Origin of the sequence: Nonomuraea antimicrobica (assembly GCF_039536965.1) — a bacterium.
Lineage (GTDB): Bacteria > Actinomycetota > Actinomycetes > Streptosporangiales > Streptosporangiaceae > Nonomuraea > Nonomuraea antimicrobica.
The window spans coordinates 80,587-103,570 of sequence record NZ_BAAAZP010000224.1; the positions used below are offsets into that span (position 1 = coordinate 80,587).

At 68.3% G+C, this 22,984-nt stretch carries 21 protein-coding genes; 8 read left to right on the forward strand and 13 right to left on the reverse strand.

Annotated features, from left to right (window positions below; genetic code table 11):
• Positions 1–86: 86 nt before the first annotated feature.
• Both ABD844_RS47885 and ABD844_RS47890 read left to right on the forward strand, forming a co-directional pair.
• Complete coding sequence (locus tag ABD844_RS47885; RefSeq protein ID WP_344895031.1) at positions 87–3,266, forward strand: S8 family serine peptidase; 3,180 nt, start codon at positions 87–89, stop codon at positions 3,264–3,266.
• A gap of 517 nt (positions 3,267–3,783) precedes the next feature.
• Positions 3,784–4,590 (forward strand): LLM class flavin-dependent oxidoreductase, encoded by an 807-nt coding sequence (locus tag ABD844_RS47890; protein WP_344895034.1) that lies wholly within the window; start codon positions 3,784–3,786, stop codon positions 4,588–4,590.
• A 176-nt stretch (positions 4,591–4,766) separates the two neighbouring features.
• Here the strand turns inward: ABD844_RS47890 and ABD844_RS47895 are convergent, their stop codons facing one another.
• The gene (locus ABD844_RS47895; protein WP_344895037.1) at positions 4,767–5,120 is read right to left on the reverse strand and encodes a transposase family protein; all 354 of its coding nucleotides are present in this window, start codon (positions 5,118–5,120) and stop codon (positions 4,767–4,769) included.
• 812 nt (positions 5,121–5,932) lie between these two features.
• Here ABD844_RS47895 and ABD844_RS47900 point away from each other — a divergent pair.
• Positions 5,933–6,439 (forward strand): hypothetical protein, encoded by a 507-nt coding sequence (locus ABD844_RS47900; protein ID WP_344895040.1) that lies wholly within the window; start codon positions 5,933–5,935, stop codon positions 6,437–6,439.
• 769 nt (positions 6,440–7,208) lie between these two features.
• On the opposite strand, the gene ABD844_RS47905 is transcribed toward ABD844_RS47900, so the two are convergent.
• From ABD844_RS47905 to ABD844_RS47920, 4 genes are read right to left on the reverse strand one after another with little or no spacing between them, the layout of a single operon-like run.
• Positions 7,209–7,805: a C40 family peptidase gene (locus ABD844_RS47905; protein ID WP_344895043.1), complete on the reverse strand. Its 597-nt coding sequence runs from the start codon at positions 7,803–7,805 to the stop codon at positions 7,209–7,211.
• Complete coding sequence (locus ABD844_RS47910; protein WP_344895046.1) at positions 7,805–8,116, reverse strand: hypothetical protein; 312 nt, start codon at positions 8,114–8,116, stop codon at positions 7,805–7,807. Before ABD844_RS47910 ends, ABD844_RS47905 begins: the two co-directional genes overlap by 1 nt.
• Complete coding sequence (locus tag ABD844_RS47915) at positions 8,113–9,846, reverse strand: VirB4 family type IV secretion system protein (RefSeq protein ID WP_344895049.1); 1,734 nt, start codon at positions 9,844–9,846, stop codon at positions 8,113–8,115. Before ABD844_RS47915 ends, ABD844_RS47910 begins: the two co-directional genes overlap by 4 nt.
• Positions 9,843–10,532: a PrgI family protein gene (locus ABD844_RS47920; RefSeq protein WP_344895052.1), complete on the reverse strand. Its 690-nt coding sequence runs from the start codon at positions 10,530–10,532 to the stop codon at positions 9,843–9,845. Before ABD844_RS47920 ends, ABD844_RS47915 begins: the two co-directional genes overlap by 4 nt.
• On the opposite strand from ABD844_RS47920, the gene ABD844_RS47925 reads away from it, so the two are divergent.
• Entirely contained in the window at positions 10,494–12,035 is a 1,542-nt protein-coding gene (locus tag ABD844_RS47925) for a recombinase family protein (protein WP_344895055.1), read from the forward strand. The genes ABD844_RS47920 and ABD844_RS47925 overlap by 39 nt on opposite strands.
• 138 nt (positions 12,036–12,173) lie before the next feature.
• On the opposite strand, the gene ABD844_RS47930 is transcribed toward ABD844_RS47925, so the two are convergent.
• Together ABD844_RS47930 and ABD844_RS47935 are read right to left on the reverse strand one after the other, a co-directional pair.
• Positions 12,174–12,671, reverse strand: a complete 498-nt coding sequence (locus ABD844_RS47930; RefSeq protein WP_344895058.1) for a hypothetical protein — start codon at positions 12,669–12,671, stop codon at positions 12,174–12,176.
• A 179-nt stretch (positions 12,672–12,850) separates the two neighbouring features.
• Positions 12,851–13,390 (reverse strand): EF-hand domain-containing protein, encoded by a 540-nt coding sequence (locus tag ABD844_RS47935; protein WP_344895061.1) that lies wholly within the window; start codon positions 13,388–13,390, stop codon positions 12,851–12,853.
• A 160-nt stretch (positions 13,391–13,550) separates the two neighbouring features.
• Here ABD844_RS47935 and ABD844_RS47940 point away from each other — a divergent pair, with 160 nt between their 5' ends.
• Complete coding sequence (locus ABD844_RS47940) at positions 13,551–14,366, forward strand: methyltransferase domain-containing protein (RefSeq protein WP_344895064.1); 816 nt, start codon at positions 13,551–13,553, stop codon at positions 14,364–14,366.
• Between the two features lie 492 nt (positions 14,367–14,858).
• Here the strand turns inward: ABD844_RS47940 and ABD844_RS47945 are convergent, their stop codons facing one another.
• From ABD844_RS47945 to ABD844_RS47970, 6 genes are all read right to left on the reverse strand, one after another.
• Entirely contained in the window at positions 14,859–15,410 is a 552-nt protein-coding gene (locus ABD844_RS47945; RefSeq protein ID WP_344895066.1) for a PrgI family protein, read from the reverse strand.
• Positions 15,394–16,608, reverse strand: a complete 1,215-nt coding sequence (locus tag ABD844_RS47950; RefSeq protein ID WP_344895069.1) for a TrbL/VirB6 family protein — start codon at positions 16,606–16,608, stop codon at positions 15,394–15,396. Before ABD844_RS47950 ends, ABD844_RS47945 begins: the two co-directional genes overlap by 17 nt.
• Before the next feature lie 33 nt (positions 16,609–16,641).
• Positions 16,642–16,827, reverse strand: a complete 186-nt coding sequence (locus ABD844_RS47955) for a hypothetical protein (protein ID WP_344895072.1) — start codon at positions 16,825–16,827, stop codon at positions 16,642–16,644.
• A 169-nt stretch (positions 16,828–16,996) separates the two neighbouring features.
• Positions 16,997–17,305: a pilin gene (locus tag ABD844_RS47960; RefSeq protein ID WP_344895075.1), complete on the reverse strand. Its 309-nt coding sequence runs from the start codon at positions 17,303–17,305 to the stop codon at positions 16,997–16,999.
• Between the two features lie 265 nt (positions 17,306–17,570).
• Positions 17,571–18,350 carry a sigma-70 RNA polymerase sigma factor region 4 domain-containing protein gene (locus tag ABD844_RS47965; RefSeq protein ID WP_344895078.1) on the reverse strand — a complete coding sequence of 260 codons (780 nt, stop codon included), beginning with the start codon at positions 18,348–18,350 and terminating at the stop codon, positions 17,571–17,573.
• A 423-nt stretch (positions 18,351–18,773) separates the two neighbouring features.
• Entirely contained in the window at positions 18,774–20,291 is a 1,518-nt protein-coding gene (locus tag ABD844_RS47970; protein ID WP_344895081.1) for an RtcB family protein, read from the reverse strand.
• Positions 20,292–20,522: 231 nt separating this feature from the next.
• Between ABD844_RS47970 and ABD844_RS47975 the strand changes: the two genes are divergently transcribed.
• From ABD844_RS47975 to ABD844_RS47985, 3 genes are all read left to right on the forward strand, one after another.
• The gene (locus tag ABD844_RS47975) at positions 20,523–20,675 is read left to right on the forward strand and encodes a hypothetical protein (RefSeq protein WP_344895084.1); all 153 of its coding nucleotides are present in this window, start codon (positions 20,523–20,525) and stop codon (positions 20,673–20,675) included.
• A gap of 290 nt (positions 20,676–20,965) precedes the next feature.
• Positions 20,966–21,835, forward strand: a complete 870-nt coding sequence (locus tag ABD844_RS47980; protein WP_344895087.1) for a DNA methyltransferase — start codon at positions 20,966–20,968, stop codon at positions 21,833–21,835.
• Positions 21,832–22,686 (forward strand): TRM11 family SAM-dependent methyltransferase, encoded by an 855-nt coding sequence (locus ABD844_RS47985; protein ID WP_344895090.1) that lies wholly within the window; start codon positions 21,832–21,834, stop codon positions 22,684–22,686. Before ABD844_RS47980 ends, ABD844_RS47985 begins: the two co-directional genes overlap by 4 nt.
• The last annotated feature ends 298 nt before the right edge of the window (positions 22,687–22,984 follow it).

The window sequence follows — 22,984 nt, forward strand, 5'->3', positions numbered from 1 at the left end:
GTGCCCGGGGACTGCGCGAGAACTCATCGAGCCCGCAGCGACAAGTACTTGGTGTAATCCGCGGGGTCTCGACGATGGGAGAGCGAATGAGGTTAGGCTACGGAGCCCTTGCCGTGATGGTGGTGGGTTCGCTGGTCGCGGGTGGTGCGACGGGTGTGGCGCGGGCCGAGCCGGTGCCGTTGGTGCCGTCGGCGGTTGGGGTGACGGGGTCGGTGACGTTGCTGACCGGTGATCGGGTGACGGTCACGGGCGGCGGTTACCGGATCGAGCCGGGGCAGGGCAGGGAGGTCCGGTTCGAGGTTCAGCGCCGTGCGGGGCATCTGCACGTCGTTCCCGAGGACGCGGAGCGGTTGCTGGCGGAGGGGCTGCTGGATGAGCGGCTGTTCGATGTCACGCAGCTGCTGGACTGGAAGTACGGCGACGGCGACCGGGCGGAGATCCCGCTGATCGTTCAGTCGGCCGAGGGGGATGCGGCCGGGACGCTGAGCGGCGTCCGGTCGGCGAAGGAACTGGCCGGTCTGGGGCTGGCCAGTGTGCGGGTGCCGAAGGCTCAGGCGGGCCGGACCTGGCAGGACCTGGTCGGTGACGCCCGGTCGCTGGCCGCGGGGAGGTCGAAGATCTGGCTGGACGGCAAGCGTTCCTTCACTCTTGATCGGAGTGTGCGGCAGATCGGTGCTCCGCAGGTGTGGGAGCAGGGGCTGACCGGGGCCGGGGTCACGGTGGCGGTGCTGGACTCCGGTTACGACGCCTCGCATCCCGATCTGAAGGACGTCGTCACGCAGTCGCGGAACTTCTCCGATGAGGCTGACATCACCGACCAGGTCGGGCATGGCACTCATGTCGCCTCTATCGTGGCGGGGGCCGGAGAGAGGTATCGGGGTGTCGCGCCGGGTGCGAAGGTCGCGCTGGGCAAGGTCGGCGGCGCGTTCATCACCGACTCGGCGCTGCTGGCGGGGATGGAGTGGGCCGCTGTCGAGGTCGGGGCGAAGGTCGTCAACATGAGCCTCGGCGGTCCGGACACTCCCGGCCTCGATCCGATCGAGCATGCCGTCAACGCGTTGTCAGCGCGTACGGGGGCGTTGTTCGTGATCGCGGCGGGCAACGGCGGAGGTCCCGGTACGGTCTCCAGCCCGGGGAGCGCCGATGCGGCGTTGACGGTCGGCGCGGTCGACAAGTCCGACCAGATGGCCGGCTTCTCCAGTCGTGGTCCGCGAGGGGGCGATCATGCGATCAAGCCTGAGGTGACCGCTCCGGGCGTCTCCATCGTGGCGGCGGCCGCGCAGGGCACGGCGGGTGGTTCCCATGTGGCCCACAGCGGTACGTCGATGGCGGCGCCGCATGTGGCCGGCGCGGCGGCGATTCTCGCTCAGCGGCATCCGGACTGGAGTGGTGAGCAGCTCAAGGCGGCGCTCATCGGCAGTGCCGCGCCGCAGGAGGGGGCTACGTATTTCGATCAGGGTGCCGGGCGTGTCGATCTGGTTCGTGCGGTGGGTCAGCAGGTGCACGCCGGTCCGGCGAATCTCGGTGCGGTGTTCCGCTGGGGCGATTCCGGTGAGCGGAAGGTGACCAAGGAGATCACTTACACCAATTCCGGTGATGCTCCGGTCACGCTGGATCTCTCGGCGGACGGTGAGGTGCTGAGCACGTCGGTGCAGCGGGTCGAGGTGCCCGCCAAGGGGACGGCGTCGGTCGCCGTGACGATCGACGCGACCGGCAGGGCGCCCGGTGACTATCCGGGCGCTGTGACGGCCAGGTCGGGCGAGCAGGTCGTTCGTACGGTCGCCACCGCGTACGTGGAGCCGGAGGTCTATGAAGTGAAGATCAGCGCCCTCGGGAAGGACGGCGGGCCCGCCGACGCGGACGGGGTGTTCTACAACGGCAAGGGCGAGAGCGTCCAGTTTTATCTGAGCGGTGGGTCGGACACCTACCGGCTCTCTCCCGGTGAGTGGAACCTGTACGTCGACATCCGGGAGGGTCGGAACGTCACGACCACGCATATGCCGGTGAAGGTCGGCGCACCTGGCACGGAGCTGGTGCTGGATGGGCGCAAGGCCAAACCGATCAGGTTCACCCTGGACGACCCTACCGCCGTCACCGGCGGGTGGTTCGAGATGTCGGTGGTCAACGGTTCGTGGGCAGCCCACACGGTCGCCATGGGCGCGGATCCCGTCACCAGGTTCTTCGTGCTTCCCTCCAAGCAACCCGGTCTGAAGTATCTCGCCAGGACGCATCTCCAGACGAAGGGCGCCTCTTCCGCCCCGTCCCGCTACGATCTGGTGGACGAACGGCACGACGGCATCCCCGAGGATCCGACGTACGCGGCGAAGGTGAAGGATCTGGACAAGGTGACCACGACCTTCCGCGGCGCAGGAACGGCGGCGACGGGCACCTACCTGGTGTCGGCGATCCTCGACGACATCCTCCCGGGCGCAGTCCTCACCCCCACCAGGGACGTGCCGCTGCCGGGCACGCTGACGGAATACCGGACGCGCGGCTACGAGTGGGGCGGCGCTCTGTGGGTCGGTGAATCCGCGGGCATCGAGGCCGCCAAGCCCACCCGTGACCGTGCCCGGCAGACGTGGGGGGTCGCGGTGAGCGGACCGTCCTTCGCCACCCAGGGAGCCTGGCGGGAGCAGGACAAGCTGACCTTCGACGGTGCCCGGCTGCTGTCCGAGGGCGTACCCGGCCGGGTCGGCATGGACGGCGCGGCCACCGGCACCATCAGCCTGGCCGCGGGCGACCAGGTCATCTCGAAGGTCGACTACACCACGTGCGGGCCGTGGGAGGTGGACTCATGCAGGTTCACCGCCGACCTTCCTGCGGAGCCTGGCGCGTACACGCTCAGCGCGACGGCCGACAGGCAGGTGGCGTACTCCACGTTGTCCACGAAGGTGGAATCGACGTGGACGTTCCGCTCGGCGGGCACCACGGCCCGGGAATCGCTCCCCCTGGCGGCGGTCCGGTACGCCCCGGAAGGGCTGGACGCCTACAACCGCGCCAAGCCCGGTTCGTCCACCCGGCTGCCGATCTGGATCGAACGCAACCCCTGCGCCCCCGCCGCGGGCGTGCGGTCGATCCGCCTGCAGATGTCCGTCGATGACGGCACCACCTGGCAGAACGTCCCCGTCCGGGCCAAGAGGGACGGCTGGACGGCACAGGTGACCAACCCGCGCACGGCGGGCTTCGTGTCCCTGCGCGCCACCTCGACCGACACCGCCGGCAACACCGTCGACCAGACCATCCACCGCGCCTACGCGGTCGGATAACCCCGCCCGGGGGCGACCTCCCCAAGAGCCCGCTGAGATCCACGTCAGGGCCTGGCCATCATGGGGAGGCCCACCCGGGTTCCCGGCAGCCGAGATGTCGTGCAAGCGGTCCGGCTGCCGGGAGCCCGGGGGCGCCCGTTGCGAGCGGGCGAAGGGTTGGCCGCCGGGCGTGGGGGACCGGTCGGCTGAGGGCTGTCTGCCTGTCGCCGCGCAAGGCGCTGCGCCACGGCCCAGGTGTGAACTCGCGCAAGGGCTGGTCCAGCCTGTTGCCCCTCGTCGCGATCGCGCCCCTGCCCGCCACGGGTCTCGCCCGGCCTGCTGTCGTACGGCGGCTGCCCGACTCCATGCCTCCTGCGCGGCGCGGTTGGCCTCGGCGACAGCAGCGTCGGCCTGCTCGCGGGGTCTGCCGGATCTGCTCTGCCGCTTCCTCGCGGGCGGCGCTCACCCGCTCGTCGACGCCGTGTTGCGCGATCGAGGTGCCCCCAGAACTGTCGGTGCCGGGTGCTTGGGTGGGGGCATGCGTTACGGCATCGACGTCGCGATCCTCGGTGACCTCGCGGAGCCGGCACACCTGATCACCCTCGCCCGGGAGGCTGAGGCCGCCGGATGGGACGCCGTGCTGGTGTGGGACCACCTGGCCTTTACCTGGGGCATGCCATCGGCCGATCCGTGGGTGACGCTGGCCGCGGCGGCGCAGGCGACCTCGCACATCAGGCTGGGCACGGCGGTGACGGCCGTGGCCCGGCACCGCCCGGAAAGGCTGGCCCAGACGGTGGCGACGCTCGACAGGCTGAGCGGCGGCCGCGTGATCCTGGGCGCCGGGCTGGGTGGCGTCAGGCAGGAGTTCACCGCGTTCGGCTCACGGCGTCCCGGCGGGGTCGTGCTCGACGAGGCACTCGACGTGATGGCCTCGCTCTGGTCCGGCGAGGAGGTGCACCACCGGGGCGCTCATTACACCGTCGACGGGGTGCGGCTCGCGCCGCTGCCCCTCCAGCGGCCCCGGGTGCCGGTGTGGGTCGGCGGCACGGCTCCGGCTGCCCTTCGGCGTGCCGCCCGCTGGGACGGCTGGATCGCCGCCGGCGACGACCAGGAGGGCCGCATGACGCTTTCGCCCGATTCCCTGGCCGCCCAGGCCGGCGAGCTGCGCCGGAACCGGGCAAACGCGGGCGACCTCGACGTGGCGGTCATCGGGGTGAGCGAGCCAGGCTCATCGGTCCGGGCCTACGCCGACGCGGGCGCCACGTGGTGGCTGGAGCACCTCCACAGCTACCGGGGGTCGATGCAACGACTGGTGCGGCGCGTCAAGGCGGGCCCGCCCGGGTGAAGCACCTGCGGTGCGCGCGTGGCTCGGGACAGCTCGATGCACAGGCTCACGGTCTCCCGGCGTGCCAAGGTGGCCTGCGAGATCGCCTCGGCCGCGGCCGAGGCGCTACCCGCAGCCAGGTTGACTCAGGCTGCTCTCACCAGTGGCCCAGCTCCTCACCCAGGGCTGATGCGTTCTCATGTCATGAGACCGAGCAGTTGAAGGCCGTCGGCTGGGTGGCTGCGGAAGTAGTCGGTGGCGAGACGGGCCAGCAGCCGTCCCAGGGTGGAGGCGGCCAGTTGCATGGCGGGCGGGAGGCCGAGCTGGGCGCGCACGTTGGGCCCGTAACCGGCGATGAATCGGGTGATCTGCACCAGTGATGTTGCTCCGCTGAGGACGGCGAGCAGGGCTAAGGCGAGCAGTGGTCCGAGCCGGTAGCGGCGTCCGCGGCGGCAGCGGGGATCGGGGACGGCGTCGAGTACCTCGGCCAGGGTGGGCAGGTCGGCGGTGGCGTCGGTGAAGGTGACGTGCTCCAGGTGGCGGGAGAGCACGTCGATCGGGATGATGGCACGCGAACGCCGCCCCTGTTCTTGATCGACTGGTTAGACACCGACGATCATCAGGGGTCGCGTTAGTCAGCTCCGCACTGGGGCGCCCCTACTTGCCCACCCGGCACAGGATGCAGCCGTCTCACCAGCCGAGACCGCAACGGTCTTGAGTGTCGTGGGGAGGCCATTGTCCGTGACATTTCGCAAAACGGCGCTGGCCTGAGATGGGGCGTTCTGCTGGCCGCCGGACCTGACTGCACCGGTGCCGCCGAGGGATATCGCGACGGCTATGAGGGTGGTGGCTCCACCCGCCAGCAGTAGAGTTCTGGCACGCATGCGCCTGCGCGGCAGTTCCCTCTTTCGGGCATTTCCTGCTCCCCGGATGCGTTAATACAGGCTCGCCTTTCCGCCACCGAAGATGATGACGAGCTAGACGCACTGGTCGCACAGCGCAAAGCGATGAAGGCGCGGATAGAGGGATACGTGATCGTGCCCGACACGTTCGACTACGCGCCCACGGGTCAGACCGTAGCCCAGATGTGGGAAGACGAAGATGACGCCGTCAAACGCGGACTGGTCCGCGCGGTTAAAGAGTCATGGGGAATCGCCCTCACAAACCACGAGGGGCAGTGGGTAATCGACGTCGGGACGGCAGGGTCAAGGGGCGCGGGGGACGCGAACGCGCTCGTAGACCTCGGCAATGGCTTGTGCTTCCGACGTTGGGCCGGTTAGCCACGGCCGTTTACGCCTGGCCCCCCGGGTGGTCGTCACTAGGGTGCAGAGCTGGATGTGCCCGTAGTGGCTGAGGGGACGTGATGGCGAGTCCGGTTGCTGGTCACATCACCCAGGTCCGCGAGATCGTCCGATCATCGATCGATGCGTGCCCATCGCGAAAGCACGTATATGGATTGATTGGTGTGGTGTGCGGGGTGCCGATCAATGGTCAGCGCGTTAGAAATCTCAATGAAGACCAGTCGCCCCCTAACCAAAGAAGGAAAGAGATGTCACTTCGTGCAACACTCGCCGCCGCTATCGGTGCATTCATTCTGCTCGTCGGTTTCGCGCCGGTCGCGCAAGCCCACGTCGGCAGTCACACCATCGCCGTCGCCCCAACCGCTGCGCTCTGGGCCGATGCGGAAGCCAGTTGGGTGAAGGATTACACCGACGGCAGCGGTAGCACCGCTCTGGCCACATGCAAGCGGTGGAGCAAAGTCTACTCAATGTGGATGTACTATGTCCTCCACCACGAGCTCAACGAGACGGGGTATGTGGACCCCTGGTACACCAACCTGACGCATTCGCACCTTCCCAAGTGCAGCTGACGCAAAGCTAGTTGGAACGGCAGAGGCTCGCCCGGACCAGATGCCAGGTGAGCCTCTTTTCTTTGCGACTAGGAGGGTGGCAGGGGTTGTCTTGCAGGAATGACGCGCACAATCCTTCCGGCTTCGATGTGCCTGAGCACTTCTGGGAGCCTGAAGTCCTGGGCAAGGAGAATCACGGTTACCTTTTCTGAGTCATCTGCCGTATAGGCGTTCACCTCTTCCGGTTCCGATTCTTCAGCGGCGTTGTCCGTCGTGAGATCATTACGATGCGTAGCGTATATGTGCTCCGAGGGTGTTCTGTTGGCCTTGATCGTCGCCTCGATGATTCATGGCCTGGGTATTTCGTGCGGTCCGCCAACCTTGCCCGAAGTGGGAAATCGCTATCTACCTGGCCGCTCGGATGACCGGTGGTAGGCCAATGGCCGGCAGGTATGAGTGGCCGACCTGGATGGCGGCATAGTCGCAGGTGGAGACAAGGCCAAGGCGGCCAGTCATTGCCCCGACTCTACTAGAGCGCAAGCTATTCAGAAGTGGGCCGGGCTTGCTGGTTCGCCAATTTCAATTACACGCTGGCAGTCACTCATCACCCTGGAGGGATCGCAACCCGACCCCGAGCAGGCCCTGGCCTACGTTGAGTCTCGCGTCACTCATCACGCTGGAGGGGCAGCAGCTTGGGGGGAACGTGGGCTCCCAGGGCGCTTCAGCGGGGGGTTATCACCCCCCGTGCCGGTTCCCGGCGCTTTCATGCGCTGGACGGGAGGTGTAGTGATCACTCCATAACCTGGTCTGACAGCGCCGATGAATTCCTGTTCGCGATAGGGAGTTCCTGCCCAACTGTCGATACGGACGGTGCTGCCGGTGGAGGGGGCGTGCACATGTGGGTGGCGTCGACGGCGATGCCGACGTGGTGGATGGTCGCTGGTCGGGTGGGGTCGCGGGCGAAGAAGATCAGATCGCCTGGGCGGATCTGGCTGCGTGGGATGTGGGTTCCGGCGTTCCATCGTGTGGCGGTGTGTCCGCCGATTCGGGCTCCGGCTTTCGCCCAGGCGTATTCGGCGAGGCCGGAGCAGTCGAATCCGTGGATGTGGGTGCCGTGTTGGATGCCGAAGCTGGGGCCGTTGGGGCCGCCGCCGCCCCAGGAGTACGGGGTGCCGCGCATGAGTAGCGCGGCTTGTGCAGCGATCAGCCCGCGCTCTGGCCCGGCCAGCCCTTCGGCGGGAATCAGGTCAGGGAAGTGCCCGCACCCTTCCTCGGAAGGAGATTGAGGTTGCTTCGCCCGGCTGGTGTCGTGACACGTCGCGGTGGTTGTGGTGGCTGTGATGTGGGCGCTGCCGGCGAGTCCGGCGAGGAGGACGACGCCGCCCATCAGGCCGGCGGCTGCTGCGACGGCGGCCGCCAGTCCTGTTTCCACGCTGGGCGGAGCAGGCCGAGCAGGTTGCCCCACAAGGCTTCGGCGCCGGCCAGTTCCGCTACGGGTGGGGCCAAGATCTCCAGACAGTGTGCCCCATGTGTCGCAGCGCGGTGACGGAGTCGTACGAGCAGAAATCGGCCGAGGCTCGCGATGAGCACGACGGCTGGCGCCGTGGCCGCAGCTCGCCAGCCGTGCCTGTGCAGCCGCTCCAGTACGAAGGCCAGCAGGGCGTCGGGGTCGTAGAAGAGGTGATCGAGAAGTGTCACAGTTCCTCCTCGTACTGGGCGAGTTCTTGAGGGGAGGAGGTGACGAGTCGGTGTTCGTTGTCGCTGGCCAGGACGTGGAATGCGACCCGGGATGCGCCGGAGTCTGCGGCGAGCAGGCCGGTGCCGCGTTCGGCGGACAGCAGGAGGTGGCGTTCGCCTTCTGACAGGTTGAAGGCGTCGGTGACTGCGTCGATGGCCTGTGGCGCCTGCCGGAGGAGGATCTGGGTTGCGGAGTTGGCGATGATCGCTTGTCCGACGGGGGAGCCGAGCAGGTCGGCGGCGTCCTGGGTGACGACCGACAGCCCGGCCCAGTGCTTGCGGGCTGCCTTGGCCATGCGGAGCAGGAACTTCGCTCCTTCGGGGTCCTTCATGAGCAGCCATGCCTCGTCGACCACGACCAGCCGCGGACGCCTCAGGTCTGGGTCGGAGACCCGCCGCCAGACGGCGTCCAGGGTGAGCAGCGTGCCGACGGCTTTCAGCTCCTCGGGAAGGTCCCGCAGGGAGAACACGATCAGGTGGGAATCGGGCCGGGTGGTGGTAGGCCCGTCGAAGAGCTGGCGGTGGCTGCCTGTCACGTACGGCGCGAGCCCGGCGGCCACTTCAGATGCGGTTGGGTCCGTGTCTTCGGTAAGCGCGGTTACCAGATCTCGCATCAACGGTGGTGGCCGGTCCCAGGTGTCTGGGGCGAAGGTGATCCCGGCCTGTTTGTAGGTGGTGAGGACGGCCCGGTCCAGCGCGGCCTTGCCTGCCTTGTTCAACGGCTCGCCGAGCATGACCGCGATGAGCGTGTGCAGGAACAGCACTCTGCGGGTCAGGGCGTCGCGTCCGTCGGCGGGGAGGTCGAAGGGGTTGAGCCTGACGTCCGGTGCGCCGAGATGGAGGTAGGCGCCGCCGACGGCTTCGCACAGCCGGGCGTACTCGTCTTCGGGGTCGATGACCGCGACCTCGACTCCGGTGTACAGCGAACGCAGTGCCTCCAGCTTGGCCAGGTACGACTTGCCTGCGCCGCTGCTCGCGATGATCGCCGAGTTGTGGTTGGGCTGGGCGAACCGGTCCCAGGTCACCAAGGAGGCGCTGGCGGCGTTCGCCCCATACAGGACGGCGGTCGGCCCCGTTGCGGCGGTCAGGTCCGGGCTGGTGAAGGGAAACGCGGCGGCCAGGGCCGGAGTGTCGAACGTACGGGTGACCTCAAGGTTGTCGAAGGCCACCGGCAGTGAGGACACCCAGCCCTGGAGTTGACGGAACGCGACTTGGCGTGCGTCCAGGAGCAGGGATGCGGCCAAGGCGCGTACCTGGGCGCATGCCTCGTCGAGTTCGTTCTGGGTGGTCGCGTGGACGGTCAGGTAGATCGAGACGCGGAACAGGCGGGCTTGGCCGCGGGCGATCCGGGAGGCGAGTTCCTGGGCGTCCTCGGCGGCTACTTCGGCGCTCGGATCGAGGAGACGCCCGTGCTGCTGGTCGCTGCGCAGCCCGGACTCCAGCCGGGCCAGTTGCCGGCGCAGCCGATCAGCGGCCACCAGGGACGGCACTGGATCCACATGCAGCGACACGTCCAGACGGCCGGGATAGGTGAGCAGCGGCTCCAGCCACCCAGGCGTGACTTCTCGTGGGTACCCGTTGATGGCCAGCGTCGTGCACAGCCCGTCGCCGACTCGTAGGTGGGACGACCAGACCAGAATCGCGTCCGGCCCGAGCCCATCACGAGGTGCCTTCGTGCGTCGGATTTTCACCGGTGCTCTCCCCTCGTGATGACCTCGCTGGGCACGGCGAGCTGATCGGTACGAAGGGGCGGCGCGGCCGGGTCGAAGCAGGACGCCAGCACAGCGCTGGTGGCTTCGGCGTTCAGAAGCCTGACGGTGACCCCGCATGCCGGAAGCAGCCGCGTTGCCTCCTCCACCCGCCGAAGAGCCCGCGCCGCAGCAGCTTCTTGGCCGCCTCCGGAGGGTTCACGGACGATCAGCAGGACCTGGCGGCGTAGCAGGTCATGCTGGGCCGACAAGTCGGCGAGGAACGCGGCATGCTCGTGCGCGGCGGCCGTCAACGACGGGTGGGCAAGAGCGACGGCGCCCTCCACCAGCTCGTTGATCGTCGGAGCGAGGTCCAGGATCTGTGCCGGGCCCGACAGCGAGTTGAGCCAGCGCCCGAACGTCGCCACGAGCGCGTCCTGCTCCTCAGGCGTGCGCAGCGCGAAGCTGACTGTGGACACCTCCGCCACGGCGGCGACGCCGTCCGGGCCGAGATCGATCAATCCGTCACCGATCACGCCGCGAGCAGGAAGTCGCAGAGGCGCGGGCCGGGCACCGGATCGGGCGGTCACCCACGCCGGGGCTGCGGGAGCCTGCCCAGGGGTGCCGGTGAGGGCCTTCGGTGAGATCAGGTGGCGCAGCGCGGCCAGCAGGTACCGATCCAGCGGCACGCCGTCACGCCGCCCGATCGCCAGCAGCAGCCCCGCCACGGCGACCGGCAGCGCTCCGGCCCGCTATGGGTGCCCGAGGTCGGCGGCCCCATCGATCCCGCCAACGAGGCCCACGAGTTGATCATGTCGAAGTTCGGCGGGATCAGCAAGGGCGAGCGGAACCGTATCAAGCTACGGGTGCGCACCTCGATGGCCGCGCTCGCTCAGGTGGAAGGCCGCTACCTCGGCGGGCGACCTCCTTACGGATATCGCCTGGTCGATGCCGGGCCTCATCCGAACCCCGCCAAGGCTGCTGACGGCAAGCGTCTACGCCGCCTTGAGCCGGATCCGCTCACCGGGCCTATGGTGCAGCGCATCTTCGCCGAGTTTCTCGGGGGCAAGGGGTTGCTCGCGATCGCAGAAGGGCTCACCCGTGACGGCATTCTGTGCCCCTCGGCGTACGACCGGGCCAGGAACCGCCACCGAAGCGGGATCGCCTGGTCGAAGGCGGCGGTCCGGGCGATCCTGCTCAACCCTCGCTACACCGGCCGGCAGGTCTGGAACCGGCAGCGCAAGGATGAGGTGCTCATCGACGTCAATGACGGTGCCCTCGGCCACATGACCAAGCTGCGCTGGAACGACTCGGAAAGTTGGATCTGGTCCCAGCAGCCCTCACATGACGCGCTGGTGGAGGACGAGACCTTCGCGCGGGTTCAGGCGCTGCTGGCGGCCCCTCGGCGTGTGCAGGAGGGTCGCAAGCCTCGCAGGACTCCTCGTCCCTACGTTTTCCGCGGCCTGCTGTTCTGCGGAATCTGCGAGCGGCGCATGCAAGGCAGGTGGAACAACGGCAAGCCGCACTACCGGTGCGTGTTCCCGCGGGAGTATGCGCAGGTCAACCACATCGACCACCCACGCTCGGTCTACGTCAGAGAGGAACTGATCCTCAAGCCTCTGGACAAGTCGCTGGCCACGATCTTCGATCCCGTGCGCCTGCCGGACGCCGTCCGGGCGATGTCCGACGCCCAACTCGCTGACGATCACCGCCTGGCGGAACTCGAAACGGTCCGCCGGGCCGTGGCGGAGTGTGAGCGCAAGCTGACCTCCTACCGCGCCCTCGTCGATGCGGGGAGCGACCCGGCCGTGGTCGCCGGGTGGATCGCCGAGATGGAGGCGAAGCGAAAGGTTGAGCAGATGCGCCTGGACAGGGTGATGGGCAAGATCCCGAAGCGACTCACCGAAGGGGAGGTGGCCGAGATCGTGGCCACGATCGGAGACATGCGCAAGGCACTTCGTAACGCCGGTTCAAAGGACAAGGCAGAGGTGTACGGCGAACTCGGCCTGCGCTTGACCTATGAACCGGCCCGAAACGCAGTGATCGCCCAAGCTGAGCTTGGACGATCATGTACGAAAGTGTGTCCGAGGGCCGAACACCACCGGTCGCACATGGCCCACCGCCATCTCCAGCCCCATACACCGCATCCGGGTCAGCTGACCGATTGGAATCACGTACCCGATGGCAATTGAACGGGTGACCAGCGAACGTTTCCCGGTGATCGTTGATCGCGCTGGGTAGCACGCCGCCCGTCGCTGTTGATGTAGGCAAGGTCCCGGTACCTGTCGTACTTCGGCTCGCAGCTCAGAGCCGTGCTCGTGGGCGCGTGGTCAAGAGGCGAAGCGCGTTGCAGGGTCCGAAGTGGGGCCGTGATGCCCGCGCGGGACGACGGCTGGGTTGAAGGTTTCCCAGACGAGCATGAGGGGGATGGCGGCGGCGCGGATGAGGTAGGCCTTGGACGCGGTTTCGCGCTGGTTTGCGCTCCAGCGGGCCAGGCCGGTGCAGCGTAGGTGGCGGCTGTGATCGATGTCGTGGGCGATCAGGTTGAGTCCGAGTGGGCGGGCGGGGTCGGTGGCGATGCGTTGCATGAGGGGAGTGCTCGGTGGGGTGATCACCTCGTTGCGGGAGAGTGGTGTGTCGTGGTGATCGTGTAGCAGTGAGCGGCGAATGGTGACGGTGGCGTCGCTGGTGAGCTGCAGCAGGGCTCGCACGTCGCCGGGCATGCCAGCGGCGGGTTGGTCGGTCAGGCTCTGCAGGTGGACGCTGATCGGCCCGCCGGTGAGCGCTTCGAGCAGCAGGGTGGTCGAGCCGTCGCTGGCCAGCAGCATGCGGGTGATCGCGCTGGTGAAAGAGCTGGCCGGGACTGGCAGCAGGCCTGCGGGCCGGTAGGCCGGCGAACTGGTGTGCAGCCTGTGGGGCGGGGGCGCGTGGTCGGCGGGCGCGTCCTGCGGGCCGCCCGCGTCGCGAAGAGCGTGGGCGGGCGGCGGCGAGGCTGGTGGGCTGTGCGTCATGTCGGCTGGTTGGCCAGCAGTTGTCCTGGGGTGTTCGCCGAGTCGCTGACGTAGTAGTCCTTGATGGCCGCTGACCAGGCGTCGGTGGTGATACGGCCGCGCTGTCCTGCCAGCGCGGCGAAGAGCTGTCGCACCTGCGGCGGGGCGAAGCCGATGGCCGTCATGCAGGCGATGAACTCGCCCTGTTCGACCTGTCCGTCGTCGTCGGTGTCGGCCAGGGCGGCCAGGGCGCGGGCGTACGGCGAGCCGTACTGGTCGAAGTGGGCGGCGTCGGGGATGGCCGCCGCGTACTCCTGGAAGGTGACGGTTGCGTCGCCGTCACGGTCGCAGGCCGCGGCCAGGCCCTGCCAGAAGGTTCTGCATCCTTGCGTCAGGGCGTGGGCTTTGGCTGAGTCTCGGTTGGCGCTGAGGGAATCGAGAACGCGGTCGGCGAGCAGGGTGAAGTCGTCGCTCTGCAGGTGGCCGTTGCCGTTGGTGTCCAGCAGGGCGAAGCGGGCGCGAAGGCGGATCAAGCGATCGGTGGGGTCCGTCGGCATGTCGTGTCTCCTCGTTGGGCGGAAAGAGCGACGGAGGGTTGGCGAGGCCGCCTCAACCTCCATCACTCACTGAGTGTAATGTTAAAACTACTCTTGGCAACGATGAGGTAATGCCTTCTATCTGGGACACAGCCCCAGACCGCAAGGGAGGAACATCCAGGTGACCCGACCGGCTTCAGCGCCACACGATTCCCCCTATCTCCTCGGCGCCTCCAGCGCCGAACACCGGCGACTGCTGGCCCAGGGCACCCTCCTGCGCGAGGCCGCACAACATCTCCTCGGCCGCCTTCCGCTGCCCGCACCGGCCCGCGCCATCGACGTGGGCTGCGGCCCCTTGGGTATCTTGGACCTGCTCAGCGACACGGTCGGCCCGCACGGCACTGTCGTCGGCCTCGACAACAACGAGCAGATGATCATCTGGGCACGGCAGTCCATCGCCCAACTAGGCCTGGCCAACGTCACCACCACGCTGGGCACGCTTCACGGCGACAGCCAACCGGCCTTCGATCTGACCCACTGCCGGCTCCTGCTGATCAACAGCACCGACCCGGCGGCGATCGTGGCCTCAATGGCCGCAGCCACCCGCCCCGGCGGCTGGATCGCCGTACAGGAATACGACTGGGCCACCTGGCACTGCGACCCACCCCACCCTGCCTGGGACACGCTCAAAACCCTGCTCGCCCCGGTCTTCGGCGGGGACGTGCACATCGGCGCCCGGCTGGCGAGCCTGCTGCGCGATGCCGCAGGCTGCCAGGACGTCCACACCGCGGCGCACGCCCACTACTGGCGTGCCGCCAACCCCTGCCAAAGGCTACTGCTGCACTTCGTCGACCTGTTCGACGAGCGGCTCCGCGCCTGCGGCATCGACCCGCACACCCTGGCCACCCTGAAGCGCGAACTCGGCGGCCATCTCGCCCGCCCGGCCACCGTCGTGCGCGAGAGCCTGCTGGTACAGGCATGGGGCCGCAAGCCCTGACACGACAGTGCTGACCTACCGCAGAGCTTGCCAATACTGAGGTTGCCCCCGCGGCGGCATCGCCGTGTAAGACGGCACGTGAACCAACGTCTCGTCGGCGGCCCCTCTTCACCGTCCTCGCCCTGCGCCCCAATGCCGGGGCCGCCTGTCACGAGGCTGCCGTCGCCGCCGACCTGCTCGCCCACGAACGCGGGCCTGCCGATTCTGGCCGATGCCTGCCTACGCCGCCGCGAACCATGAACGGACGTTTCGGATGCAAGGCCTGCCAGCGTTCGACAACATGGTCGAAACGATCAAAGCTGCCCTGTAGTGCGGGAATCGACTGCGGACGGAAGGTGTGCCGCTCGAATATTGAGCTACGGGAAGGGTCTGCCGCGCCCGGTCGCGCCATCGTGCGCAGGCCGTCAGGAGCCAACGCGATGACGGCGCCACCGGCGCAGGCTGCCGCCCTCCGGGAGCGGGTCCTGGCGGCCGAACTGGAGACCGGCCTGTTCAACCGCTGTCGCCCTGCGCCCCAATGCCGGAACCGTCCATCACGAGGCCGCCGACCTGCTTGCCTGCGAACGCGGAGCGCTGCCGATGCTGCCTGCGCCGCCGCGAACGGTGAGTGAGCGTCCCGGATGCCCGTACCAGCTGGATTACGCCAGCGCCAGACCTCTGTGACGTCTGGCTCGGGAATGCTCCGGGGAGTCGGCCTCGTACTCGGCACCAGGTCGGCGGCGCAGATACCCCTTCCTCGGTCATGACGAGCTTGTGATCCCGCCGCAGGTAAGTGAGGGCGTGGGCGGCGAGCCGGTCGAGACTCAGCCCGTCTCGTCTGCCGAGTGCCAGTGCGCATCCGCAGGCGATCACCGGAAGGACGATCGCGACGAGCACCGGAACGGGCAACCGGTCACCGGCCATGAGATACACCCAGGCAGCCAGCACCGCGGTTCCGGCCAGGATCGCGACTTGCCGGACCGTCAAATTCGCAAATAGCTTGTCCGGCATCTCCACATCGGCCGGGATCTTCGCGACCAGCCGTTCCTTACTTGCGTGGCGCACGACGTGCCGCCTTTCCATGAGAGCGAGGCGCTTGGAGCCGCAACGCGACTGGTGGCGGACGGTGCGTCGGGCGGTGTGGCACGGGTGACTCGGACGGGGACGCATCGTTCGGCGGCCTGTCGCGGCGGACGATCGGTCGGTGATGCCGCGTCGGCTGGGGCAGGGGATGGCCGGTTGGGCTGGACGGGTTCCCGACGCCCCCGCCCGGCCCGTGGGGCCGTGCTGGGCGGCTCCCCGGCGACGAACGATGAACACGGGCGTTTCCACCGCCGACGCCGCCACCGGCGCTACTGGCGGCCGTTCCCGGAGGACGACGCGGGCGGCGTGGCATCCCCGCACATGGCCCGCCCGCATTCGGCCCCCGCCTACCTGGACCACCGCCCGGACCACCGCCCGGAGGACCGCTGGGCCCGCCTCCGCCACCCCAGGGCGGAGTAGGCGGTTTGGGTGGCTTGGGACGACGTGCGGCACGGGCGGCACCGAACCCCTTACCGAGCAGCATGCCCAGTCCGCGATAGACCACCAGCGACTTCACCAGACGGGAGAGTGTCCGGGGCTTGCTCGCCTGCCAGATCGTCCGCGCGACCCACCCGGGAATCTTGAGCAGCACGAACAGCAGGCATATGGCCATGAGCAGGTCGGTCATATCAGCCGTCGACGGGATCCAGAACGAGTCGTCGTCGGCCGGGTTCGCGGAGAACAGCAGCTGCAGCGCCGTGACGAGCACGAGCGACTGGCAGATCTGAATCGCCAGTAGCCCGGTGAAGGCCCGCCACCACAGCCGGGCGATCCCCTCGGTCATCGGCAGTGCATGCAAGATCAACGCAAGGGGCGCCGCCACGATCACGACCATGGTGAGGGCGATCCGGACGATGTAGGTGAACAACACGCCGACCGCCAGGACGACCACCACGAGCGCCACGATCGCGAAGAACACGCCCTTGAGGGCGATCCCCGCGAGGACGGCTTTCTTGATCGCGTCGAACACCAACTCCGGATCGATCCGACTGGCTCCGTCGGCTAGGAACGCCTGGCTCAACCCGTTCGCCAGAGTGATCGCGTACGTGATCGCGATGAGGCTCAGGTTCGCGGCCAGGAACGCCCACACGAGCCGCGGCAGCAGCTCACGCGCCGAGATCCCTCCAGGCAATGCCAGCCCGACCATGAGCATCACGCCCGCGACCGTCACCAGCAGCAAGAAGCACGTGTTCGCGATCGTCCGCGACAGCTCTCACAGTTGCTTGGCCCGTGCCATCTCCGGAGAGTCCAACTCCGGCGTCGCCAGCACGGTCGATCCGAGCATCTCGAACACCGGCTTGGTCGCCGACTCCACGAGATGCGTGAACCATTCGTCGATCGCCTGACGGGCCTCGCACGCCACGTCGATGAACCCGCAGTCCGGTGCAGGCGGGGCCACGGCTGAAGGCGACGGCACCGGGCTGGGAGTAGAGGAAGGCGTTGGAGTCGGTACGGGCGTCGGGGTCGCGGCAACCGCGGGCCCGCTCACCAGTGCCGAGACGAGCGCGGCACCAACCGTCAGCAGGGCGAACAGCCCGAACCCTCTGAGACGGGTGAGGGCCGTCACGTCAGGAACCCACGATCCGCTGAAGGATCTCCACCAGGACCGGCGCGAGCATCGCCACCCCGAACCCGAGCGCCCCATACCGAAGCGTCTTCTTGGCGGCCTCGACTTCCCCAGGGTCACCGCCTGCCAGGATGTAGCGAACGCCGCCGATGGTGAAGAACAGTGTGGCCAGCCCGACGAGCAGCCCGATCACCACGTTCCGCAAGTTGGTGATGACCTGGTCGAGCGAGGCGGAGGCGAGGTTGGTCATCGCCTCGGCGACCCCCGGCACGGTCAGCGCGGCCACCACACACCCGCCTGTCCACAGCAACGAAGCGGCACCACGCCGGGTCCAGCTTGTACCTGCTGGAACCTTGATAACGAACAACGGACACGGCCGAGACGGCTTCATGACATGGCTCCTGAGATGAGATGGTCCTGGCCTGGCCGTCAGTCGTGATCACAGCCCGGAGCGGGCCGGGATGGGTGTCCTCCTTCAAAGGACGAGGGACGATGAACTCGATGGGAACGGGCAACCGCCCCCCCAGAACTCCGCCCCGAGCCGTGATCACGGCTGACATAGATGAACCACCGGCTCAGCCCGCGACATTGGAGGCCGGCCCGTCACAGCTGACCGAGACTTGACCCTCCTCGATCGCCCGCGCCAGCCGTGCCTCCGCCGCCCGCCGCCGCTTGTAGAGCCGATCCGCGGGAACGCCCAGCCGCGCCGCGTACGCCCGCAGCGCCTGGCCCTCCAAGCGCGTCGCGTTGATCAGCTTCGCCTCGTCCGGTGTGATGACACGGCACCGGACGGCCTCGGCGAGCACCATGAACGGCTCCGTGCTCACAGTCACCTGTTCCGGTGTCTCGGCGCATATCTCGATGGAGGCGAGCTCACGCGCTCGAACCCGAAGCGCGCCCTTCCTCGCCCACAGCAGCAGTCGGGGCAGGATGTTCGGCCGGTCGAGATCGATCCGGCGGAGCTGTGCGACGAAGTTCGTCACCATCTCCGAGACGATGTCGTCGATCACGTGCGCTGGGCAGCCCTGTGTGGTGCGCGAGGCCAGATTCTTCAGCCCTGGCATCGCCACCCCCACGCACCCGATCACCCAGGCCGGACCATCGCGCCGCGAACGCCGCACCAGATGTGCCCAGACGGCGTCCTTCAGCTCGTCGCCGGCCTGCGGCGTGAGCAGTAGTTCCTTCAGCTCGCCGAGATCGATCGGACGCTGGGGCACTCCATGCCCGATGGAGCGGCCGTCCACCGAGAGCGGACGCGGACCGGCGATCAGGAGCCGAAACGCGCTATCCGCCGCGCTCAGGGCGTTCTGGTTGAAGGTCTTCGAGGTCGTGCTGTCCTGCAGGTCGATGGCCATGGTGTCTCTCCGTGGATCGAGCCGGATTGGTCGATCCAGGTCTCGACCACCGGATGGGGAGAAGTCGGAGCACCAGAGGAAGAAGCGCAGACACCATGAACCGACTCAGACGCTCCCATCGCTCCTCTGACCAGGGGCGATAGCCACGCCCCGAAGCGGGGCTCACGGATCACACCAAGCTGGCCAAGCCGCCTCTGACCTGCTGGTACGTACTTCACCGAGTGAGCCGTCAAAGTTCTTGCCAAGCCGACGCGTTGAGCGTTCCGACGGCGGGTGAGAGCGGGTGCGCTTCAAAGCTGGCACCAGCGGCTGACTGGTCGTTCGCGGAACCCCGGTGATCGCCAAGCTCTCGTCGAGGGCTTGGCGATCACCACATGCCCGAGCTGCGATGCGGCCTCGGCGTGGGACAGTACCTGGAGGCGGTCAGCCCTTGACGGTGAGGAGCGGGCGCAACTCGGCCACCGGGTCCGCCACCCCGCCCGCGTGCAGGCTCGACACCACCGGCCCGATGTCCTTGTACGCCCACGGTGCTTCCTGTTTGAGGTCGCGCCGCCAGGCCGCCATCACGTCCGCGCGGCGCGCAACGATCGGATCGCGGTGGTCCAATGGCGTGACCACACGGAACTCCCGCAGGAACGCGTCGAGGTCGCGGTCGCCGGCCCCTGCAGTGGCGCCGCGCGGGACGCGCCGTCCGGCACCGTGGCAGGCGCTGGCCAGCGTGCGGGGGTTGCCGTGGCCGCGCAGCAGGTAGCTGGACGCTCCCATCGACCCGGGCACGATCACGGGCTCGCCCCACATCGCGTACGGGCCGCCGGTCATCTGCTCGTGCCCGCCCGCTGGCGTCGCGCCTTTGCGGTGGACGACGCGGTCGGCGTTCTGCCAGAACAGGTTGTGCGGCGCGTCGTAGACCAGCCGAGCCGTCATCTGGCCGCATTCGGCGGCGAGGCCTGCCCGCATGGTGAGGGCGAGGAAGAACCGGTTGCCGGCAGCGAAGTTGGCGGCGTTGCCAAACGCGTCCAGGTAGCGGCGCCGGGCGGGGGCCGTACGCTCGTCCAGCAGGAACGGCAGGATCTGGTTGCGGGGCCGCGACAACCCCGGTGGCCAGGTCTGACGCAGCCGATCCAGCGCCGTGGCGTTGGCCTGGTGCCCCAGCGACAGGGAGCCGCTGTGCACCATCAGGACGACCGCGCCCTCTGCCAGCCCCCACGCGTACGCGGCGGCGGGATCGTGGACCCGTGCCACATACTGCAGCTCGGCGAAGTGGTTGCCGCCGCCGATGCTGCCGATGAGGCTGTCGTGGCTGGCGGCCGTGTTGGTGCCCGCGCTGGTGATCCAGTCGGCGAACGCCTCGGCGGTGCCGGTCGGGTACGCCGGGGCGTGCATACGGTCCAGGCAGTCCTCGGCGTCGGTGGGCTGGTGGCCTTGCCAGGGGGCGTCGCCGGTGAGCAAGAGCCCCGGAAGCCCGTCGCGCAGGAGGGCCTCTCGCTGGGCGGGAGTGAGGGCGATACGGCGACCGCCCTCGAAGAACAGGTGCCTCAGCCGCCGTTCCAAGGCGTCCAGGCGCGGCCGTACCTGCTCCACGGTGAGCGAGGTGACCTCCAGCCGCATGCCGCAATTGACGTCGTTGCCGACCGCCTGCGGGAGCAGCGCGCCCTCGGTCTCGACGACTGTGCCGATCGGGATGCCCGCGCCCTTGTGGAAGTCGGGTGTGAGGACGAGGCGGACCATGCGGGGCGGAGGGCCGTCGTGGCCGGGTACGGTCTCGGCGAGGCGGGCGAGGGTGTCGGCGGTCTCCAGGACGGACAGCACTTCGTCGACGGCGGCTGGTTCGAGGGGCACGCGCTCGTCGGCGCAGATGTCGACGGGGACGTCCCAGGGGTTGGGGAGGGTGAGCCACTGCTCGTCGCGGCGGACGAGACGGCGGTCCTGACGGATGCGCATGATGGTGAAGTCCTTTGGGCTGCTGAAAAAGTGAAGGCAGGAGCGCGCGCGGTCGAGAGCGCGCCGAAGGAGACGACGGAACGGGACCGTCGTTGTGGGCCTCGTGGTTCAGCAGCCGCGAGGTGAAGGCGTGTCCGACCGTAGCGCGCCTCGTGCCGCCCGCGCCACGGATTTACGGCCGGGGCCCCGGGGACGCGTACGAGGTCGCGTCTCCGCTCCAACAGGCGGCGGGTGATCCGTGGAGAGACCGCGGCGCCGCCTGCCGCCACGCTGTGGATCGCGGTCGGCAGTTTCTCGGGCCTCGCGTTCCTCGGCAAGAAGCCCGAGGCTGCGGCCTTGAGCCCGACCAAGGCGTACCCGTCCAGGTCGAAGTCGTCAGGATGAGCACACGCGAGCGGCGGGAAGTCCCTGACGATCCTGCGGGTGGCCTGGATGCCGTCCATACCTGGCATGTTTGACACGAACAGAAGGGGTGCCACTCCCAGCAGCCCGATGGCTGCGGCAATCAGCCTGCCGCACTACACCGGCAACCGCGTGAATCCTCGAATCACTTACGAACCGGACCACTAAGCAGCTCACCGCACAGCTCTTCTGGGACGCGGACGGTTCCAATCAGCCCTGATCATCTGGTGTTTCAGTGCATGGGAACGGGTGACCGTCGCGGGTCACTGTAGATGAACAGGAACGAAGGACCGCGGTCGAAGGGTTCGCGGGCTGCTGAGAGGCGGTTGGTGCCACTCTCGGTGTGGTTGTGTTCCGACACCACGCCCGAAACGTCCAAGGTCAAAGACAGTCCGCGCGCTACCGAGGCGGCATGTGGGCGGCATCGCCAGGCCGTGGGGCGGGAACTGGCGCGGCATCTGATCGGTGCCTGCACCCGTCCGGGTGGGATCGTCGCGGACGTCTTCACGACGAGCGAAACAGTGCTCGTCACGGCAGCGGAGATGGGACGGCTGGGAATCGGGTGTGTTCCGCGCCTCCCGGTCGCCCAACACCTCGTCGGCCGTCTGCGGCAGGAGCTTTCGGCGGATCAGCGGGCGGCGGTGAGGCTACGCCCCAACGGGCCGGATGAGCTTCGGAAAGCGCTGCTCGGTCTTGAGGGCCGGGTTGAGTTGCTGATCGCGGCGCTTCCGCCCTATCCAGAGTCCGGCTGGCCGGCCAGCCCGGCGTCGGCGTCTTGTCCCTCGTGCAGGGCGGAGCAACCGACGCTTGTGATGCCGGACCTCGGTCGGTTCCTGGAGGACGCGCGGCAGGTTCTCGCGCCCGGCGGCTACTTGGCGGTAATCACGACGGCACGGCATGATCGGGGGAGGTTGGTGGACCTCACGCCGGGGATCATTCGGCGCGCGGCCGGGGTTGGGCTGGCCTTCGTGCAGCACGTCATCGCGGTGCGTGTCCCGGTCGAGGGTGACGCGCTGGTCGTTCAGCCTGGTCCGGCGGAGATGGCGCAGCTTCGCCGTGCTCAATCTGCGGAGCTGCCGCCGGTCGTGTCGGTGCATGCGGATGTCTGTCTGTTCGCTCGTAGCACCGGAGGTGCTCGATGAACGAGAACGTTCTGCCGTCGGTGCTGGCCACGGGCCAGTTGCAGTCGCGGGTTCAGCGGCGTGGCAGGTATGTGGCGGAGTCGATGAGGCATCCGGGCAAGATGCTCCCGTCGATCGCCTCCCAGGTCATATCCGCATTCACCGAACCGGGTGAGCTGGTGGTGGATCCGATGTGCGGGATCGGGACCACGCTGGTGGAGGCGGTGCACCTGGGGCGGCACGCGGCCGGGATGGAGTACGAGGCGGACTTCGCCGGTCTTACCGCTGCCAACGTCCAGTACGCCCGCTCGCAAGGGGCCACAGGATTCGCTCGGGTGGCCTGTGGCGACGCCCGGAACATCGCCACCGTGCTCGGGGACCTGCGGGACATGGCCGCACTGGTGCTGACCTCTTCTCCCTATGGGGTGCGCACGCATGGTCATGTCCATTGCGGGAGCCGAGAGGGCGGCGGGCCGGTGAAGAAGTCGAACCACCGCTACTCCACCGACAAGGGCAATCTTGCGCATCAGCGCTTGCCGCAGCTGATGGAGGGCTTCGGGCGGATCTTGACCGGGTGCGGGGAACTGCTGCGGCCTGGCGGAGTCGTTGCGGTGACGGTTCGGCCGATCCGGGTCGATGGGCGGCTCGTCGACCTTCCCGGTCAGGTCATCGAGACCGCGGAGGCGGCTGGCCTGGTGCTCACGCACCGATTGGCGGCGTTGCTGTGCGGGCTGCGGGATGGCCGGTTGGTGAACCGGGCGTCGTTCTTCCAGATGCTGGAAACCTGGAGAAGCCGGGAGCAAGGGCATCCCGTGTGCGCCGCGGCCCACGAGGACCTCCTCATTCTGAGGAAGCGAGGTGGCGAATGTTGAGCGGCGCGGTACACGGCGGCACGACGGACAAGCAAGGGTTCTCTGCGTTGTCCACAGGCTGTGCGCGGCGGTGTGTGTCTGGACGGGCCTTTGGCTGGGACCGAGGCCGTGTCCAGGGCGTGGTTGACATCGGTCGTCGAGGCGAGCGGTCATGTAGGACCGCCGGTGATGGGCGGGCCCGTAGGGCCCGATCCGGTCGCCGGTGGGCGTGGGTGCTCGTTCCGAGCTGGAGCGCCTCATGAGCAGGGCAAGCGGCGGACTGCGTGTGATCGTGCCGGGGGAGGAGCTCAGGCTCACT

Excerpts from the sequence above, each read along its gene's own strand:
- ABD844_RS47885 (WP_344895031.1), top strand. The coding sequence starts at position 87 with ATGAGGTTAGGCTACGGAGCCCTTGCCGTGATGGTGGTGGGTTCGCTG.
- ABD844_RS47890 (WP_344895034.1), top strand. The coding sequence starts at position 3,784 with ATGCGTTACGGCATCGACGTCGCGATCCTCGGTGACCTCGCGGAGCCG.
- ABD844_RS47900 (WP_344895040.1), top strand. The coding sequence starts at position 5,933 with ATGGCGAGTCCGGTTGCTGGTCACATCACCCAGGTCCGCGAGATCGTC.
- ABD844_RS47905 (WP_344895043.1), bottom strand. The coding sequence starts at position 7,805 with ATGGGCGGCGTCGTCCTCCTCGCCGGACTCGCCGGCAGCGCCCACATC.
- ABD844_RS47930 (WP_344895058.1), bottom strand. The coding sequence starts at position 12,671 with ATGCTGCTGGCCAGCGACGGCTCGACCACCCTGCTGCTCGAAGCGCTC.
- ABD844_RS47935 (WP_344895061.1), bottom strand. The coding sequence starts at position 13,390 with ATGCCGACGGACCCCACCGATCGCTTGATCCGCCTTCGCGCCCGCTTC.
- ABD844_RS47965 (WP_344895078.1), bottom strand. The coding sequence starts at position 18,350 with ATGGCCATCGACCTGCAGGACAGCACGACCTCGAAGACCTTCAACCAG.
- ABD844_RS47970 (WP_344895081.1), bottom strand. The coding sequence starts at position 20,291 with ATGCGCATCCGTCAGGACCGCCGTCTCGTCCGCCGCGACGAGCAGTGG.
- ABD844_RS47980 (WP_344895087.1), top strand. The coding sequence starts at position 20,966 with ATGAACAGGAACGAAGGACCGCGGTCGAAGGGTTCGCGGGCTGCTGAG.
- ABD844_RS47985 (WP_344895090.1), top strand. The coding sequence starts at position 21,832 with ATGAACGAGAACGTTCTGCCGTCGGTGCTGGCCACGGGCCAGTTGCAG.